The following is a 15,249-nucleotide window of genomic DNA, read 5'->3' as shown; positions in this document are numbered from 1 at the left end:
CCCGTGATCCGCGGGTGGCTCGCCGACCACGACTGGCGGCTGCCCGCAGCATCCACCGTCGTCGTTGGGGTCGCGTTGCTCACCGGCCATCCGGTCCTGGCCAGTCCGCTGGGGGAGTCGTACCAAGGGATCACGGTGGGACTGCTCGCCATGCTGTGCAGCAGCATCGGTTTCGCCCTGAGCCTGCGGTCCCGCGCGGCAGCGGCGTTGGGAGTCCGGTCAGGCGCGCGCTACCGCCTGCTCTGGGTCGCGGTGCAGCTGCTGCTCGTGGTCGCCGTCGCCGAGTCGGTGTCGGGCCTCGACCTCGCGCCCCGCCGACTCGTCTTCGTGATCGGTTGGGGCGCAGGGGTGTCCGGTCTCCTCGCACTCGCCTCGGAGGGCGCGTCGGTCCTCTACGGCTTCGTGCTGTTCGCCAGCTCACTCCTGACCCCGCGCGGCGAGCCCGCTCGGTGGTGGGCCCCGCTGGCGCATGCCCCGCAAGGCGATGCGGGCGTCGTGGCCGCGGCGACCCTGGTGGTGGCGTGCGTCGCCGTCTACGTCACCAACCCCCTGCGCGGCTCGGGCTTCTGACCGGGCGCCGCCGGACGACAGGCCATCGCCCTGCTCGGTATGCCGCCTGCTCACCACGGTGCCGCCGACCCGCACCTGGTCGTCCGGCGGCCGACGGCCGTGCCGTTTTGTCGTCCGGGTGCACCGCACCGCTATCCTTGCCGAGGCCGCTGAGGCGGCCGCGTCGGGCGTGCGAGCTCGGCAAGCCGCTGGACCGAGGTTCGGCAAGCCGGAGTGGTGGAATGGCAGACACGGAGCACTCAAAATGCTCTGCTCGAAAGGGCGTGCGGGTTCAAGTCCCGCCTTCGGCACCCATGTGACCAGCGGAAACGACCCCCGGTCGTGGTCAGTGTCCACAAACTGTCCACACCCGTCCACGGCCCAGGCCGTGGCCGGGCCACCCGGGTAGTCGGTTCCGTTGCCGCCATGCCGACCGTCGGAGGGACGGAAGGCGGTCCCCCATGGCGAGCATTCGAGAGCGCAACGGTCGTTTCCAGGTCCGCTGGCGCGAGCACGGCCGGGCCGTGGCCGAGACGTTCCCCACCCGGGTCCAGGCACGGCAGTTCCAAGGCTTGGTGATGGCGGCGGGGGAGCGGTACCCCGAGGGCTGGATCCCGGGCACCGGCTTCCCCGCTGGCGGCGGGCCAACGGCTGCCGGACAGGGCCGCGGGTCCGCCACGAGCTCGTTTGTCGGCTCTGCGCCGACGCTCTCTTTGGCCGAGTGGTTCGAGCGAGCCGTCGCGGCCCGGACGACGGCGAACGACCGCAGCAAGCAGGACATGCGCCGCGACTTCCACCGGCACGTCCCCGCATGGCTCGCTGACACGCCGGTAGACCGCATCACTCGCGAGCAGGCCGGGCTGTGGGTCAACCAGCTGCGCACCCAGCCCCGCGGCGGAACCGGAGAACACGCAGGGCAGCCGGTGTCGACCAAGACGATCCACAACGTCCACGGCCACGTCTCCGGGGCCATGAACGACGCCGTCCGGGACGGACTGGCCCAAAGGAACCCGTTCTCAGGGCTGCTGCGCGGTATGCCGCGCACCCCCGCGCAGGAGATGGTCTGCCTCACCCCGGAAGAGTTCGTCCTCCTCCGCCGGCAGTTCATCGAGCACTACCACCCGTTCCTGACCTTCCTGTACGCCACCGGGCTGCGGTTCGGCGAGATCACCGCACTGGGGCCAGAGCACTTCGACCTGGTGCACAGGACCGTCCGCGTCGACCGGGCCTGGAAATACGACCCCGTCCGCCACACCTACCTCGGGCCGCCGAAGACGGCACGAGCCGCTCGCACGGTGACGTTCAACGACGGTGTCGCCGAGATGGTGACACCCCTCTTGGACGCGGCCAGGTCACGCCCGAGGACGCTGGGGGACCCCGCCCTTGTGTTCGTCAACACCCGTGGCTCACGGATCCAGAACGGGGCGTTCCACGCCCACCAATGGAACCCCGCGATCACCAAGGCCATGGACGAGGGGCTGACCCAGCGTCCACGGCTGCACGACCTACGGCACTCCCACGCCTCGCTCATGCTTGCCGAGGGCAACTCGATGTATGCCGTCTCGCGTCGGCTGGGGCACGCCAGCATCACCACTACAGACGCTCGGTACAGCCACCTGCTCCCGGAGATGGACGAGCAGATGCGCTCTTCCCTCGACCGCATCCCCATCCTCACGTCCACCCCGACGCGGCTCAGGCTCATCCGGGACGACGAGGCGATCTGACGGTCCCCTGGCTCCCACGGTCCGTGTGGCAGCCGGGGGACTCCTCAACCGCGGCGGTGGCGCGTTGGGGTGAGCCGACGCTCCTGAGGCTCGACGCGGGTGCCCGCCAGAAGTTGCGTTAGATCGGTATCGGAGAAGCGGTAGCACCGGCCGAAGCGGTGGTGCGCCAGCGTGGCATTCCGACACTGCTCTCTCAGCCAGTACTCGCTCATCTTGGTCAGCTCGGCCACTTCGGCGATCGTGTACAGGCGTGGCACAGGACTCGACGAGCTCATGAATGGCTCCTGACGACCAAAGGGTTCTTCCAGGTTGGTTGGCCCGGCATACTGCCGCGATCACTGTGGAGGGGTCATTGGTGGCGGGGTCGACGAGGAGTTCCGGCTCCTGCGGCTTCGCGGGCGTGCGCCCTGCTCGGCTATGGCACGCAGGTCATCGGCGGTGAAGTACACGCTGTCTCCCGACTTGTGATGCGCAAGCAGTCCGAAGCGGCACTGCTGCAGCATCCAGCCGTGACTGGTTCCCGTCAGCTCTGCAAGCTCTTCGCTGGTGAAGTAGGTGAAGATCGATTCGGGTTCCATCTGAGGCGCGCTCACTCAGGCTCCTGCTCGACGCGGGGGTCCGCGGCGGGGCTTGGTTGGGGGTTGCTCAGGCCGGGGTGTGGGCACAACAGAAGGTGAATCCACAACTCGACATCCAGTGCGCCCACCGGGCTAGCCGCGGCCGCCTGAGCTAGCACCGCCTGCGGCGGGATTTGTCGGGGATCGGGCCCAAGCCACGTGGCCGGTCCGACTCGGCCGTGAGTGGCGCGGGTCCACGGCACGTGGCGTCCACCCTGCCTCAGTCCCTCGGCAACCCTCCACAGCAGATGGCGAAGCCGACAGCCCTGACAGTGCCACCGGCCAACAACAGGGGGCTTCATGGGCTTTCGGCGAGGCATGTGATCTGAGTCCATACCGCCCCATCGGCGGCGCTGGCACAAATCTTGGCGCCTCCGTCGTGGCGCTCTGCCTCAAGACATGACGACCATCAGAGCCCTTGAGCACGAGCAGGCGCTCGCGAGCGGCGTGCCGTCGCGAAATGCCACGCAAGTCGGTTGGCGCCAAAATGGGGACAGTCGTATGCAGCTCGCGATCGAAGCACTTCCTACCCGCCGACGAACTGCCTCAAGACGATGCCGACCGTGTTGACCTGCCCTTCTGCCCCGACCATGCGAGCCTCGGCCTCCTTGCGCCACTGCTGCAGGTTGCCGTACGCGAGCAGCCAAGAGGCGACCTGCTCCGCAGACGGCCGGTTTCCTGGGCCGTATGCCGCCATCTGCTGGGTGAGGCGGGTCGCTGCACCCTCCAGCCGCCTGAAGTCCAGCACGTCCTGCGTGCGCGCCGGCACGGCCCCCCACTTCTGCACCAACGGGTCACCCTCGTCAGTTCCATCGGACCGCCTGAGAACGATCGTTTCCACGCCGTCCAGGTAGCGGCTCACGACTCTGGCCACCGCGTTGCCGTTGAGCACCGCGCCGTTGAACGTCGTGCGCTCCATGCGCAACCGCAGGACCCCGTCGTGGCAGCGGTCCTCAGCCATGCGCCGGTTGATTCGCTGAGTCATACGCCCCTCCGCAGCCGCAGGGACCTGGAGATGACCCCGTCCACGTAGTCGACCTTCTTCTCCTCGCGGAGCTTCTTCAGGTGCCAGCGGATGCCGTTGCTGTTCATGTCGAGCGCCCTGGACATCGCCGCGATGCTCGGGATGAACCCGTGCTCCTGCTGGTGCCACTTCAGGAACGTCAGCAGCCGTGCCCGGGAGGCTGCACCCTCATCCGTCTTGATTCCCGACATGCCGCCTCTCTCCGTCAATCCATGACTATTCGTCAGGACATCACAGTACTAGGCGTTGGCTGCATCGTGTGCGAATCGACCAATTCGCGACACGCCGGGGACTTTGTCATACGTGAGCGGGCGCCTAGTTATACTGAATTCTGTGCTTGTCAAGCAGTTCAGATTCCTGCATCCCCTTCTGAGCCGAAGGCGAAGACAGACGAGCGAAGCGAGGAGCGGCGAGGAGGTCCGAAGGACCGAGCCGCACTGCATGAACTGCATCACTGCATAGGTATGGCGCGCGAGAAGTTCTCGGTCCAGAAAGCAAAACGAGCGTTTTCGAGCCGTGTTTGTTGATTTCCCCGTGCGGTCACGTCCGCTGGCTTTGCTCAGCCGACTCAGCCGACTCGACCGGCATCCCGGCGTGGAACTCTGAGGCCGAGCGAGGGGAGCTTCCATGCAGGATCGGGAAGAGTGGATGCGTGAGATCAGTGCCATGGTCCCCGGGGCCTTGCCACCGCGCCATGTGTACGAGCGCTTGGCGACCCTCGCCGGGCTCGGGGCGATTGAGTGGATCGACTCGTCTGTGCGTGCGGAGGGCCGAGAGAGCCTCACGGGTCGCGTTGTGGCCTTCACCGCGCGACACCTAGTGGTGTTCGACCTTGACGGGGTGAGTGGCCCGCAAGCGTTGCCCCGGCAGTTCGATGACGGCACCACCCTGGTGCGCGTGCTGCCACGATCCGCACTGAGGACTTACTCCCTGACACAAGTCCCAGGAGTGTCCGTCAATACTGCAGAGGTCTGGAGCCGCGAAAACTTCCTCCTGACAAGTCCTGGCCTACCTATGGGGCCGAGCTCACGGTCCGGTACGAGGGATGGACGCGTCCATCGTCATGCCGCTGCAAGGGCAGGGCACACGGGTGTTGGCCGATTTCGCTACATCGTTGATGGCTGACCTCGCGACTTAGTCCGGGCGCCTAGCCCGTCGCGGCCCGTCATGGTTTCAATCAGCCTTTGACCTTGATCGTCGCCGTATCGCTGCGTGGGCGCCCTCCTTATGTCCAGAATGGCCGGCACAGGTTCACGGTGAGTGCCCAGATCTGAAAACAGGGGTCTAAAACGCGCGTTTGAGAGAAATCGTGGTTCGAGGCCGTACCAAAAGGGTTCCTTTCTCGTTCTCGCGGACGTCAGGATTGGGCCGTGGCTGCTTCTCAGATGGACCAAACCAAGCCTCTCGCCCTCGCATACGTTCGCGTATCGACGGCCCTACAGGTCGACGGGGCAAGCCTCGATGCCCAGCGGAATTTGCTCAACCAAGAAGCTCAGCAACGCGACTGGGACGTCGACATCGTGGTTGATGAGGGGTACAGCGGGAAGGACTTGAGACGACCGGGCTTGACCGGAGCGTTGCAGCGGTTAGATGCCGGCGACGCGCAGATACTCATCGCCACACGGTTGGATCGCTTATCCCGCTCCGTGGGCGACTTCGCGGGCCTCCTGGCGAGGGCGCATGGACGAGCGTGGCGCCTGGTCCTGCTATCTCCCGCGTTGGATACACAGGATCCCGCCGGGAAGTTCACGGCATACGTTCTGGCGGCGGCTGCGGAGTACGAGCGCGACCTCATCGCCGCTCGAACCCGGGAGGGGATGGCCCAGCGGCGGCTCGAGGGGCAGCACCTTGGACGGCCTCGGGTAGTGCCTGAGTCGGTGGTGGCTCGTGTGGTCGAGCAACGGATTGCGGGGGCGACGTTGCAACAGATAGCTGATGCCTTGGAGGGCGACCATGTGCCGACGGCCCGCCGAAGCGGTCCATGGAGAGCTTCGTCGATCCAGGGACTGCTGGAATCGCAGACGGGTCAACGACTGCTATCTGGTCTCGGTCAAGGGCCGGGATCGCCATGCATCGTCAATCCAAGAGACTGATCTCGTTTCCCTCTCCACCGCACGTGGATCACTGAGTCTTACGTAGTTGCTTCCTTGACCGTGCTGCCGATGAAGAGCCATGGCATCTGAGAGGCCCCAAGTCGTGGCGACTGCGCCTGACCGGGAGACGCTGATCGTGGCGCACATCCCCTTGGTGCGGTACGTCGCCGGCCGGATGATGCCGAACCTGCACGCCAGCGTGGAGTACCAGGACCTTGTGTCGTACGGGATGTTCGGCCTCATCGACGCCATCGAGAAGTTCGACCTGTCGGCGGGGACGAGGTTCTCCACGTTCGCCACGTACCGCATCCGTGGTGCCATCACTGACGAGATGCGCGACCAGGCGTGGGAGCCCCGCTCGGTCCGTGCCCGCTCCCGTCAGGTGGCGCAGGCGGCGACGGACTTGGAGGTGAAGCTGGGTCGGCCGGCGACGGAGCAGGAGCTGGCCACCCACGTCGACCTCAGCATCCCCGAGCTCCGCCGGGTCGAGTCGGACTTGAACAGTGCCCGTGTGGCGTCGCTGACGGCCCCTCGGGGGGAGTCCGAGGACGGCGCCACCCTGGGCGACTACCTCGTGTCGATGCAGGACACCACGGACCTACTGCCGCAGGTGTCGGAGGCGGCGGACCTGCTGGCCACGGCCATGGAGATGTTGCCGGAGAACGACCGCATCCTCATCTCCCTCATCTACATCAAGGGCATGGCCCTGAAGGAGATTGCCCGGCTCCTAGACGTCACCAAGTCATGGGTCAGCCTCCTGCACAGCCGCGTCACCGTTGTCGGTGATCGTGGTCAACGGTGCTCGAAATGAACACCTACGCTCCGCTCAACGAACCGTCGCGGCTTTGGGACCGGGTGGATCTCGATGGCGACTGTTGGGTCTGGTTGGGCCCGGTCAACCAGAGCGGATACGGCCACCTACGGCGCTTTGGCTACGTCCATCGTCTTGCGTGGGAACTACTGCGGGGCCCGATCCTGGACGGGATGACCGTCGATCACCTCTGCCGCAACAGGATCTGTGTGCGCCCGGACCATCTCGAGTTGGTGTCGCGCGCCGAGAACGTGCGTCGGGAGAATGCTGCGCGTGACCGCTGCCCGCAGGGTCACGTGTACGACGCCGCGAATACCTATGTCTACAAGAAGAAGCGGGGATGCCGGACTTGTCGCGCCGCCCAGAGTCGCCGAAGCGCCCGTGCGTCAGACCATGGCGGTGGTGCATCTTGACCCGCCGCAAGGGTGGGGCCCGAGAGGCTCGATACCTGTGTGGCAGCCTCAGACATGCACCAAAGACGTTGACTACAGGCGGCAGTTGAAAGGACATCATGAGCATCACGGGACTGCACATACCCTCCGGCGATGGCAGCCTGGCCGCTGTCACGGTCAACGAGCGCGACGCGATGTCGTACTACCCCTACGTGGAGGGCGGCCCCGTGGAGGCTGGGCAGCTCAGCATCCAGGGCTGGGACCTTGCGGTCTATGTGAACTCTCGTTACCCCGAGCTCGACGAGTCAGTGACCAATCTCAGGGCTACAGCCCTGTTCGAGATGGCGGGAGTCGGGATGTTCGGAGGCACCATCCGGGGCGATGCGCTGGTCTTGCAATCTGCCGGAGGCGGCGACTATGAGCGGTCGCTGCCCCCCGAGGTGCTCGCGGTATTCCTCGCGGCTGACGAGCAGCAGTAGCTCGCTCTTCTCAGCGCAACAATCCCGAATTCCTCATCGTGACAAACATGATTTGGGTGCCGCAACGTGTTCCAATTTTGCCGAACTCGCACTGCTGGCCAAGGTCGCCACATCGGGTGCGCCGGCCCCGAGGTCGGCCCGCACTCTTAATGGTCGATGATGACCAGATAGCCCAAGCGCAGCCACTCTTGCAGCGACCCCCGCATCGCCTGCCGAATCTGGCTTTCGTAGTCGGATGGCAATGGACACCCAGTGCCGCCCTGTGCGGTGCCTGCAGGTGCAGGACACTGCAGTTGGGGTGGGACGCCCGAATGGGTGATGGGCAGACACAGCCGGTGCTCGTGGCCGCGCCGGCACAGGAAGAGCACGCCGAGGTAGCCGGTGGGTTGTGGACTCATGACCGCTGCCCGTCAGAGTCCTGTTCGGCGGAGCCCAGAAGGGCGCGCGGCACCCAAAGGGGTTCGAGCAGCTCACCAGGGCCGTAGGGACGAGGCGCCGCCGGCTCGGAGGTCGCGAGCGCCAGGCACATCCCGAGCACGAGGAGAGCCAGCAGGGCCGCCGGGCGGTGGTCTCGGGCCTCGACGCCTTGCTTGGCGGTCAGCTCGAGAAGATCGCGGGCAGTCCAACCGTTGACTACGGTCTGCTGCGGCGCGCCCTCGGTCCTCGCCTGGTTGAGGGTGTCATCGACCATGACCCTGGAGATGTCGCCCGAGGTCACGGTGTCGTTCGGCGCCAGGGCCACGATGACGATGAGGGCTGCGATCGCCAGAACAAGGGCGCCAAGCCGCCGTAGGGTACGCGCCCCGCGTGGCCGCGGCGACGCCTTGACCGATGGGTCTGTTGGGTTGTCCATGAGTACTCCTGGTGTCTGCGCCGAACCGAGGCCCGGCGAAAGGGTGAGGTGGGTGAGGTCGGCCAGCCGCTCCCCCTAGCGGCTAACCCATGTGCATCAAGCGGCGCCGTGCGCCGCCTCGCCCTCGTCTGCGGCATCGGTTTCCATGTCGACGGCCTCCAGCGCGACTCCGGCCAGCGCATCGAGTGCCACACCCAGGTGGCGCATGATCCCCGTCTGGACCGTGTTGCACTCCTTGTCGATCGTGTCGGCGCTCGTACGCACCGACCCGGACGCCTTGCGGATCTTGTTGATCCCGTCCAGCAGCGTGATGGCAGCCTGAATGTTTTCCTCGGCGGTCTCGAGACCCTCCACGTCTCGCCTTGAAGAGGCCGCGATGGCGGATGTGCGGACCAGCTGGACAACGGTTCGCAGCAGGTCGGCGTCGTCGGTCTGGGGGTTGAAGGCAACGATCACGCGGCGCTGCCCCAGGACGCGGATGGTCTGACCCTTGTTCTGCGCGGCATTGCGCACGACGCCGATGGACGCAGCGGCCTCGCGATTGCGCTCGGCCTCGTCGAGGTAGTCGTTCCAAGCCCGACCGTCCGAGGAGTCGTGCATCTCGAGGACGACCCGAGCCTGCCCGGCGCCGATCGTCAGAACGCCGTCGCCCTTGCGGCAACGCGGGATGAGGCCAGTGGCCCCACCCGTGTCGGCATATTCGTCACCGAGACCGGCCGCGATGTGGTCCATCACGGTGTTGACCTCAGCCTCGAAGGTGCCGCCCTTGAGGGGCGTCACGCTTGCCGTCTTGGCTGCGGCCGTCTGCGCGGCCTTCCGGACCTCGAGCGCCCTCGACAGCTCATCGACCTTGCCGACTAGAGCCAGGTGGTGCCTGTCCATCGAGGCTGTCAGCGACTTCTGCTGGTCGGCCAACGCGGCCGCCTGCTTCGCGAAGGGCGACGTCGGGTCGGCAGGGTCGAACTGCCGGCTCACCTTGGTGAGCAGCTTGTCGGTCTGCTCGAACGCCTGCTCGCCCATCTTGCGGCCGGCTGCGTCGAGGACCGGACCGAGCTTGGCGAGCAGTTCGGGACTCTCGCCGCCGACCAGGCGCTCGACCTCGTCGCGCAGCGCCTTGGTGGAGATCTCGACCGTCTCGGCGAAGCCCTTGCGGGTCGAGACCTCGGTCTCGGCGATGGCCTTGCGCGCGGCCTCGGCAGCCTTGCCCATCGTCTCGGCGGCGCTGGCCGCGGCTTTGGCAGTCGCCTCCGCGGCGCTGGTGCTCGATTCGACCGTCTTGCTGCCGACCTCGGCGACCAGACGCTCGAGCTCGAAGGTGTCCTGAGCGCTGCCGGCGCCGGCGATGGCGCGCGCCCCTACGGCCATCGCCTGGGTGACGAACGCACCGAGGTCGGCGCCACCCATGTCGGACGCCGTGAGGGACGCGCCACGTCGTCCGGTGGACCAGCGACGGGCCTCGGTGACGACCTCGGTGTCCGTGACCGTGAGGTGCTCGATGACCACGGCCGGACGGCTCGAGTCGAAAGACGCCGAGCGCGGCGCCTTGGTGGTGTGGTCGCTCATGGCGATCTCCCTTCTCTGCTCTGGCAGCGACGGTCACTGCCGGTGAGAAGAGACTCCCGAGATCGCCATCTCTGGCAGAATGCGGTTGGCGATAACCCCAGTTATCACCCATCGACAACTACAAGCCTGTGCATCGCTCTAGGTTGGGCCCAACAGCCAGAGCCCGCAGGGAGGTCCGCATGACGAACGTAGCCGGACTGCAGCTGTCGCTCAGCGACATCGCGCGTCTTGCGGACGTACAGCGGCCAGTCGTCTCGATGTGGCGACGGCGCCCCCTTGCTGGCCACGCCTTCCCGAGTGCGGTTGGGCGGGTCTCCGGTGAGGAGAGGTTCGATGCACAGGAGGTGGCCGACTACCTCGCGGCGACCTCGCGCGGCAACAACCCGGAGGCCGGCGACGACCTCGTCGCCCACGCCAAGCTCGCCAGGCTCACGGACCTCGACGAGGTGGTCACCATCCAAGGCCTAACGGCTCTGCTGTGCCTCGCGGCGATGACGGACGCACTACTGGGCGGCCTCACCTCGGCCGAGCTGCACGTCCTGGCGCGGAGCATGGACCCCGACGACGCGTTCCTGCTGCGCGAGATCGTTGACCTGGGTCGCGAGCTGGAGCCCTTGGCCGCTCACGCGGAAGAACTGGCGAACGCCTCGTACTCACCCTCGGCCGCGTTCGAGCGACTGCTATCCCAGCGGGCGCGAGCGTCCTACCCGGGCCATGCCGCCACGACATTGACGCCTGCGGCACAGACTCTCGTCGCCCGGACGGCAGTCGCCCTCGCGGCCGACGCCGGTGCCGTAGCCCCATGCTTCGTCGACGTCACCGACGGGAGTGCTGACCTCCTCCTCAGAACGAGCAAGCTGTATGCCGGTGAGCTGGCTCCCAGCGTCGCGACCGTTTCACTCGACTCACCGGTCGCTCGGCTGGCCAGGCGCCGGCTCCGCGTCCACGACCTCCACCGCGTCAATGTGGTGTCGGACGATTCTGGCGACTTCGCCCTCGTGGGGGGGTCAGGCGATGTCGCGGTGCATGTGTTTCAGGTCCCGCCGGCGGGTGAGCCCGGGCTCTCGGACCTCGAGGTCCTCGACGTCCTGGGCAACCTCATCGTGCAGCTGTCCGACGACTCCCGCGTCGTCGTGATCGGGCCGGCCAGTGCGCTCACCGACCGCGCAGCGACCGCCGAGATCGACCTGGCGCGCGATGCCGTGATTCGTGGGGACAGGCTGCGTGCGGCGATCCGACTGCCACGAGGACTCGTGCCCCGCTCACCATGTCGGGCACTGGCGCTGTGGGTGCTCGGCCCGGCCCATGGAGCAGTGCCGGTGCGTGACCGGTGGACCGTGGTCGGGGACGTCAGCGACCAGTCGCTCGATGGGTCGGTCATCGATGCCATCGTCACCGACGTCGTAGCAGCGATGACACCTGATGAGCGTTCGGCCAAGTCCGGACATGCCGCCGTCGTGGCCGGAGGGGAAGAGTCCGACCAGGTGATCGGGCACCAGTTCCGGTTCGCCAGTCGAATCTCGACGTCTTCGCTCCTCCCCGGGCGCAAGTCCTTTGTGGAGCGGGTTGCCCGTCCGCGCGCAACCGGTGTCCGCTCCACCTCCGGCGCCGGGCTGGCCGCGATCATCGAGCAGCGTCTTGACCAGCTGGCACCCACTTCGCTAACGGGCATGCGGGTCGAGGCAGCCGACTCCACCTCTAGGTCGACGACAACCCGCGCGAGGGTGACGACCGTCGGTCAGGCAGTGACGGACGGAAACCTGCGAGCCCGCCCCGGCAATCGCCTGAACGCTGAGGACGTCACCGCAGGACCCGAAGGACTCGTGGTCATCGGCGCAGCCGAGGTGCTGGGTGACTCGGTGCTGGGCTCTCGCCGTATCGACCTGGTGACCTTCGCGGACCGCTATCCCGCTGGTCGGCTGACCGAGCCGGGAGACGTCATCGCGTGCTCCAGCCCCCGAGTCGGCGCCTGGGTCGACACCGCCGGCGGGTCCGTCGTCCAAGCGCCCGCTCGGGTCCTTCGAGTCACCGATGTCGGCCGAAGGTGCTTCCTCCCGTCGGTCGTGGCTGTCGACGTGCGGGGTGCATCCGGCCCCGTCGATGGCGGCTGGCGGCGTTGGTCGCTACGCCTCCTCACCGGCGATGCCGTTGTAGCCCTGGGCACGGCGACCGCTGCCATCGACGGTGAACGCGAGTCGCTGCTGGCGCGGCTCGTCGCCCTCGACGACCTGGCCTCGACCCTCATCGACGGTGCCGCGAGCGGTGCCCTGACGATCACCTTCCCAGCCCTGACCGCAACCGACCCCACTCGACTTCAGACAGACACTCAGGAAGGCCACTGACATGCCCCCCAGGACGAAGAAGGCTGCAGCACCCACAGCGCCGTCGACAATGAAGGAGCTCAAGGACACGCTGTGGAAGGCCGCCGACAAGCTGCGCGGCTCGATGGACGCGTCGCAGTACAAGGACGTCATCCTCGGGCTCGTCTTCCTCAAGTACGTCTCTGACTCCTTCGAGCAGCGCCGCGAAGAGATCAAAGCCGAGCTGCTCGCCGACGGGTGGGACGAGGCGAAGGTCGGCGGTCAGCTCGACGACGTCGACGAGTACACGGGAAACAATGTCTTCTGGGTTGCCCCGACCGCTCGTTGGCCGTATCTCGCCCAGCACGCGAAGGGCCTTCCGGCGCAGGACGGTCAGCCGCACAAGAACATCGGACAGCTCGTTGACGAGGCAATGGACCTGCTTGTCGGCGCGAACCCGAGCCTCAAGGGCGCCGTGCCGCGGATCTACAACCGGGACAACGTCGACCAACGCCGGCTGGGCGAGCTCATCGACCTCTTCAACAGTGCCCGTTTCACCGGCGAAGGCGCCTCGAAGGCGCGCGACCTTCTCGGCGAGGTCTACGAGTACTTCCTAGAGAAGTTCGCCCGCGCCGAGGGCAAGCGCGGTGGCGAGTTCTTCACGCCGCCCAGCGTCGTGCGCACACTCGTCGAGGTGCTCGAGCCGACCCACGGTCGCGTGTACGACCCAGCGTGCGGGTCGGGCGGCATGTTCGTCCAGGCCGAGAAGTTCCTCGAGGCCCACAACAAGGACCTCACGGCGATCTCGATCTACGGGCAGGAGCTCAACGAACGGACCTGGAGGCTCGCTCGGATGAACCTCGCCATCCACGGACTCAACGGTCAGCTCGGCGCCGTCTGGGGCGACACGTTCGCGATCGACCTTCACGCGGACGTCGAGATGGACTACGTCATGTCCAACCCGCCGTTCAACATCAAGGCGTGGGCTCGCAAGGAGGACGACCCGCGGTGGCGCTTTGGAGTGCCGCCGGCCACGAACGCAAACTACGCGTGGATCCAGCACATCATCAGCAAGCTCGCTCCGGGCGGCACCGCTGGAGTGGTCATGGCCAACGGGTCGATGTCGTCGAACTCCAACGGGGAGGGGGACATCCGGGCGCAGCTGGTCGAGGCCGACCTCGTGTCGTGCATGGTCGCGTTGCCGACGCAGCTCTTCCGGAGCACCGGTATCCCGGTCTGCGTGTGGTTCCTCGCCAAGGACAAGTCGAAGGGCAAGGGCGGAACTGTAGACCGCAGCGGCGAGATTCTTTTCATCGACGCCCGCGGGCTCGGCCACATGGTCGACCGCGCGGAGCGGGCCCTGTCGGACGGGGACATCGCGACGATCGCGAGCACCTTTCACGCCTGGCGCGGGACGAAGTCCGCGACCGATGTGGGCCTGACCTACGAGGATGTCGCCGGATTCTGCAAGACGGTGGCGTTGGCCGATATCAAGGCATCGGACTATGCCCTGACGCCGGGCCGGTACGTCGGAGCCACCGAGGCCGAGGACGACGGGGAGCCAATTGAGGAGAAGATCGAGCGGCTGACTAAGGACCTCTTCGCCCAGTTCGACGAATCGGCACGCCTCGAAGCCGACGTTCGTCGCCAGCTCGGGAGGGTGGATGTCTGAACTTGCGGTCGTCCCTCTCGCTGATGCCCTAGATTTCCGAGAGGGTCCGGGAATCATGGCAGTTGACTTCCACCAATCAGGGGTTCCCCTCATCCGCCTGGCTGGACTGAAGCCAGGCGCGGATCTTCTCACCGGTTGCAACTACCTCGACCCTGAAAAGGTAGAGGCCAAGTGGCAGCACTTCCGTGTCGAGGAGGGTGACGTCCTGCTTAGCACGTCAGCTTCGCTTGGCGAGGTCGCCATTGTTAGTGCAGAGGGCGTCGGCGCCGTTCCATACACGGGGATCATTCGCTTCCGACCCAAGGGTGACAAAGTCGCCCAAGAGTTCATCCAATACGCCTTGAGATCGCCGGGCTTCAAGCAACAGATCATCGAGATGGGCGTTGGCAGCGTCATGAATCACTTCGGGCCAAGCCATCTCAAGCACATGAAGCTGACCCTGCCAACGATTGAGCAGCAGCGGGGGATCGCGGCGGTGTTGGGGGCGCTCGACGCCAAGATCGCAGCTAACACTAGGAAGGAGTCAACCGCTGCATCGCTTATCGAGGCCATGTACCAGCGAGCTGTTCGCGCACCGGGAACGGTCACCGAGCCTCTGATGGAGATCCTCACCGTCGCGTTTGGGGAGCCCTTTGGTGGCGCGCAGTTCGTCCCAGCAGGGAAGGGGCGTCCCCTTATTCGGATCCGAGACCTCAAGACGTTCAGCTCTCAAGTGTGGACGACGGAATCAAGGCCGAAGGAGGTGCTCGTTCAGCCAGGCGACGTGGTCGTGGGCATGGATGCCGAGTTCCGTCCCACGTGGTGGTTGGGCAAGCCTGGGCTGCTCAACCAGCGCGTTTGCCGCGTCACGGCGGACGAGGCAGGTCCGGCGTTTGTACGTGAAGCGCTTCGTGCGCCAATGGGACGAATCGAGGGCTACAAGACCGGGACTACGGTTATCCATTTGAACAAGTCGGACCTGCTCCGCGAGCACATTCTGTGGCCAATGGCAGACGTGAGAGCTGATTTCGATCGTCGGACCGAGCCCGTTCTTCGTGCCCTGGTTGCAGGGGCCCAGGAGCGCGACAGGTTGGCGGCGATGCGGGATGCGCTGCTGCCGGAGTTAATGTCGGGCAGGATTCGAGTCAAGGACGCGGAGCGCGTCGTCGAGGGGGCTGTCTGAAATGAGCAGT

15 protein-coding genes and 1 tRNA gene are annotated in these 15,249 nt (G+C 66.3%); 10 read left to right on the top strand and 6 right to left on the bottom strand.

Annotated features, from left to right (window positions below; all coding sequences use genetic code 11):
- The first annotated feature begins 3 nt into the window (after positions 1–3).
- The 3 genes from ABD262_RS08155 (at position 4) to ABD262_RS08145 (ending at position 2,273) form a co-directional block, all read left to right on the top strand.
- Positions 4–570: a hypothetical protein gene (locus ABD262_RS08155; RefSeq protein ID WP_344133806.1), complete on the top strand. Its 567-nt coding sequence runs from the start codon at positions 4–6 to the stop codon at positions 568–570.
- A 207-nt stretch (positions 571–777) separates the two neighbouring features.
- Positions 778–860 (top strand) — tRNA-Leu (locus tag ABD262_RS08150).
- 150 nt (positions 861–1,010) lie between these two features.
- On the top strand, positions 1,011–2,273 hold the full coding sequence (locus tag ABD262_RS08145; RefSeq protein ID WP_344133803.1) for a tyrosine-type recombinase/integrase: 1,263 nt from the start codon (positions 1,011–1,013) through the stop codon (positions 2,271–2,273).
- A gap of 44 nt (positions 2,274–2,317) precedes the next feature.
- On the opposite strand, the gene ABD262_RS08140 is transcribed toward ABD262_RS08145, so the two are convergent.
- The 4 genes from ABD262_RS08140 to ABD262_RS08125 all read right to left on the bottom strand — a co-directional run bounded on the left by ABD262_RS08140 (position 2,318) and on the right by ABD262_RS08125 (position 4,105).
- Positions 2,318–2,548: a helix-turn-helix domain-containing protein gene (locus ABD262_RS08140; RefSeq protein ID WP_344133800.1), complete on the bottom strand. Its 231-nt coding sequence runs from the start codon at positions 2,546–2,548 to the stop codon at positions 2,318–2,320.
- A 60-nt stretch (positions 2,549–2,608) separates the two neighbouring features.
- Complete coding sequence (locus ABD262_RS08135; RefSeq protein WP_344133797.1) at positions 2,609–2,866, bottom strand: helix-turn-helix domain-containing protein; 258 nt, start codon at positions 2,864–2,866, stop codon at positions 2,609–2,611.
- A 550-nt stretch (positions 2,867–3,416) separates the two neighbouring features.
- Entirely contained in the window at positions 3,417–3,851 is a 435-nt protein-coding gene (locus ABD262_RS08130; protein ID WP_344133794.1) for a hypothetical protein, read from the bottom strand.
- Between the two features lie 20 nt (positions 3,852–3,871).
- Positions 3,872–4,105: a LexA family protein gene (locus ABD262_RS08125; RefSeq protein ID WP_344133791.1), complete on the bottom strand. Its 234-nt coding sequence runs from the start codon at positions 4,103–4,105 to the stop codon at positions 3,872–3,874.
- Between the two features lie 1,194 nt (positions 4,106–5,299).
- Between ABD262_RS08125 and ABD262_RS19615 the strand changes: the two genes are divergently transcribed.
- The 4 genes from ABD262_RS19615 to ABD262_RS08110 all read left to right on the top strand — a co-directional run bounded on the left by ABD262_RS19615 (position 5,300) and on the right by ABD262_RS08110 (position 7,689).
- Positions 5,300–6,007: a recombinase family protein gene (locus ABD262_RS19615; RefSeq protein WP_425564836.1), complete on the top strand. Its 708-nt coding sequence runs from the start codon at positions 5,300–5,302 to the stop codon at positions 6,005–6,007.
- A gap of 103 nt (positions 6,008–6,110) precedes the next feature.
- Positions 6,111–6,818, top strand: coding sequence for a sigma-70 family RNA polymerase sigma factor (locus ABD262_RS08120; protein WP_344133788.1), 708 nt, complete (start codon positions 6,111–6,113; stop codon positions 6,816–6,818).
- Positions 6,815–7,231, top strand: coding sequence for an HNH endonuclease signature motif containing protein (locus ABD262_RS08115; protein WP_344133785.1), 417 nt, complete (start codon positions 6,815–6,817; stop codon positions 7,229–7,231). The genes ABD262_RS08120 and ABD262_RS08115 overlap by 4 nt, the downstream gene beginning before the upstream one ends.
- Before the next feature lie 98 nt (positions 7,232–7,329).
- The gene (locus ABD262_RS08110) at positions 7,330–7,689 is read left to right on the top strand and encodes a hypothetical protein (RefSeq protein ID WP_344133782.1); all 360 of its coding nucleotides are present in this window, start codon (positions 7,330–7,332) and stop codon (positions 7,687–7,689) included.
- Between the two features lie 394 nt (positions 7,690–8,083).
- Here the strand turns inward: ABD262_RS08110 and ABD262_RS08105 are convergent, their stop codons facing one another.
- Positions 8,084–8,542 (bottom strand): hypothetical protein, encoded by a 459-nt coding sequence (locus tag ABD262_RS08105; RefSeq protein ID WP_344133779.1) that lies wholly within the window; start codon positions 8,540–8,542, stop codon positions 8,084–8,086.
- Positions 8,543–8,638: 96 nt separating this feature from the next.
- A complete protein-coding gene (locus ABD262_RS08100; RefSeq protein ID WP_344133776.1) occupies positions 8,639–10,105 on the bottom strand; it encodes a Fis family transcriptional regulator in 1,467 nt (488 codons plus the stop codon).
- A gap of 179 nt (positions 10,106–10,284) precedes the next feature.
- On the opposite strand from ABD262_RS08100, the gene ABD262_RS08095 reads away from it, so the two are divergent.
- The 3 genes from ABD262_RS08095 to ABD262_RS08085 are packed head-to-tail and all read left to right on the top strand — an operon-like array spanning position 10,285 to position 15,239.
- The gene (locus tag ABD262_RS08095; protein WP_344133773.1) at positions 10,285–12,447 is read left to right on the top strand and encodes a hypothetical protein; all 2,163 of its coding nucleotides are present in this window, start codon (positions 10,285–10,287) and stop codon (positions 12,445–12,447) included.
- Position 12,448: 1 nt separating this feature from the next.
- A complete protein-coding gene (locus ABD262_RS08090; protein WP_344133770.1) occupies positions 12,449–14,077 on the top strand; it encodes a class I SAM-dependent DNA methyltransferase in 1,629 nt (542 codons plus the stop codon).
- Positions 14,078–14,132: 55 nt separating this feature from the next.
- On the top strand, positions 14,133–15,239 hold the full coding sequence (locus ABD262_RS08085; protein WP_344133767.1) for a restriction endonuclease subunit S: 1,107 nt from the start codon (positions 14,133–14,135) through the stop codon (positions 15,237–15,239).
- Positions 15,240–15,249: the final 10 nt, after the last annotated feature.

Origin of the sequence: Pedococcus bigeumensis (assembly GCF_039531795.1) — a bacterium.
In the GTDB taxonomy this organism is placed as follows: domain Bacteria; phylum Actinomycetota; class Actinomycetes; order Actinomycetales; family Dermatophilaceae; genus Pedococcus; species Pedococcus bigeumensis.
Note: the sequence above shows the minus strand (reverse complement) of the source record. Positions and strands in the feature narration are given on the sequence as shown.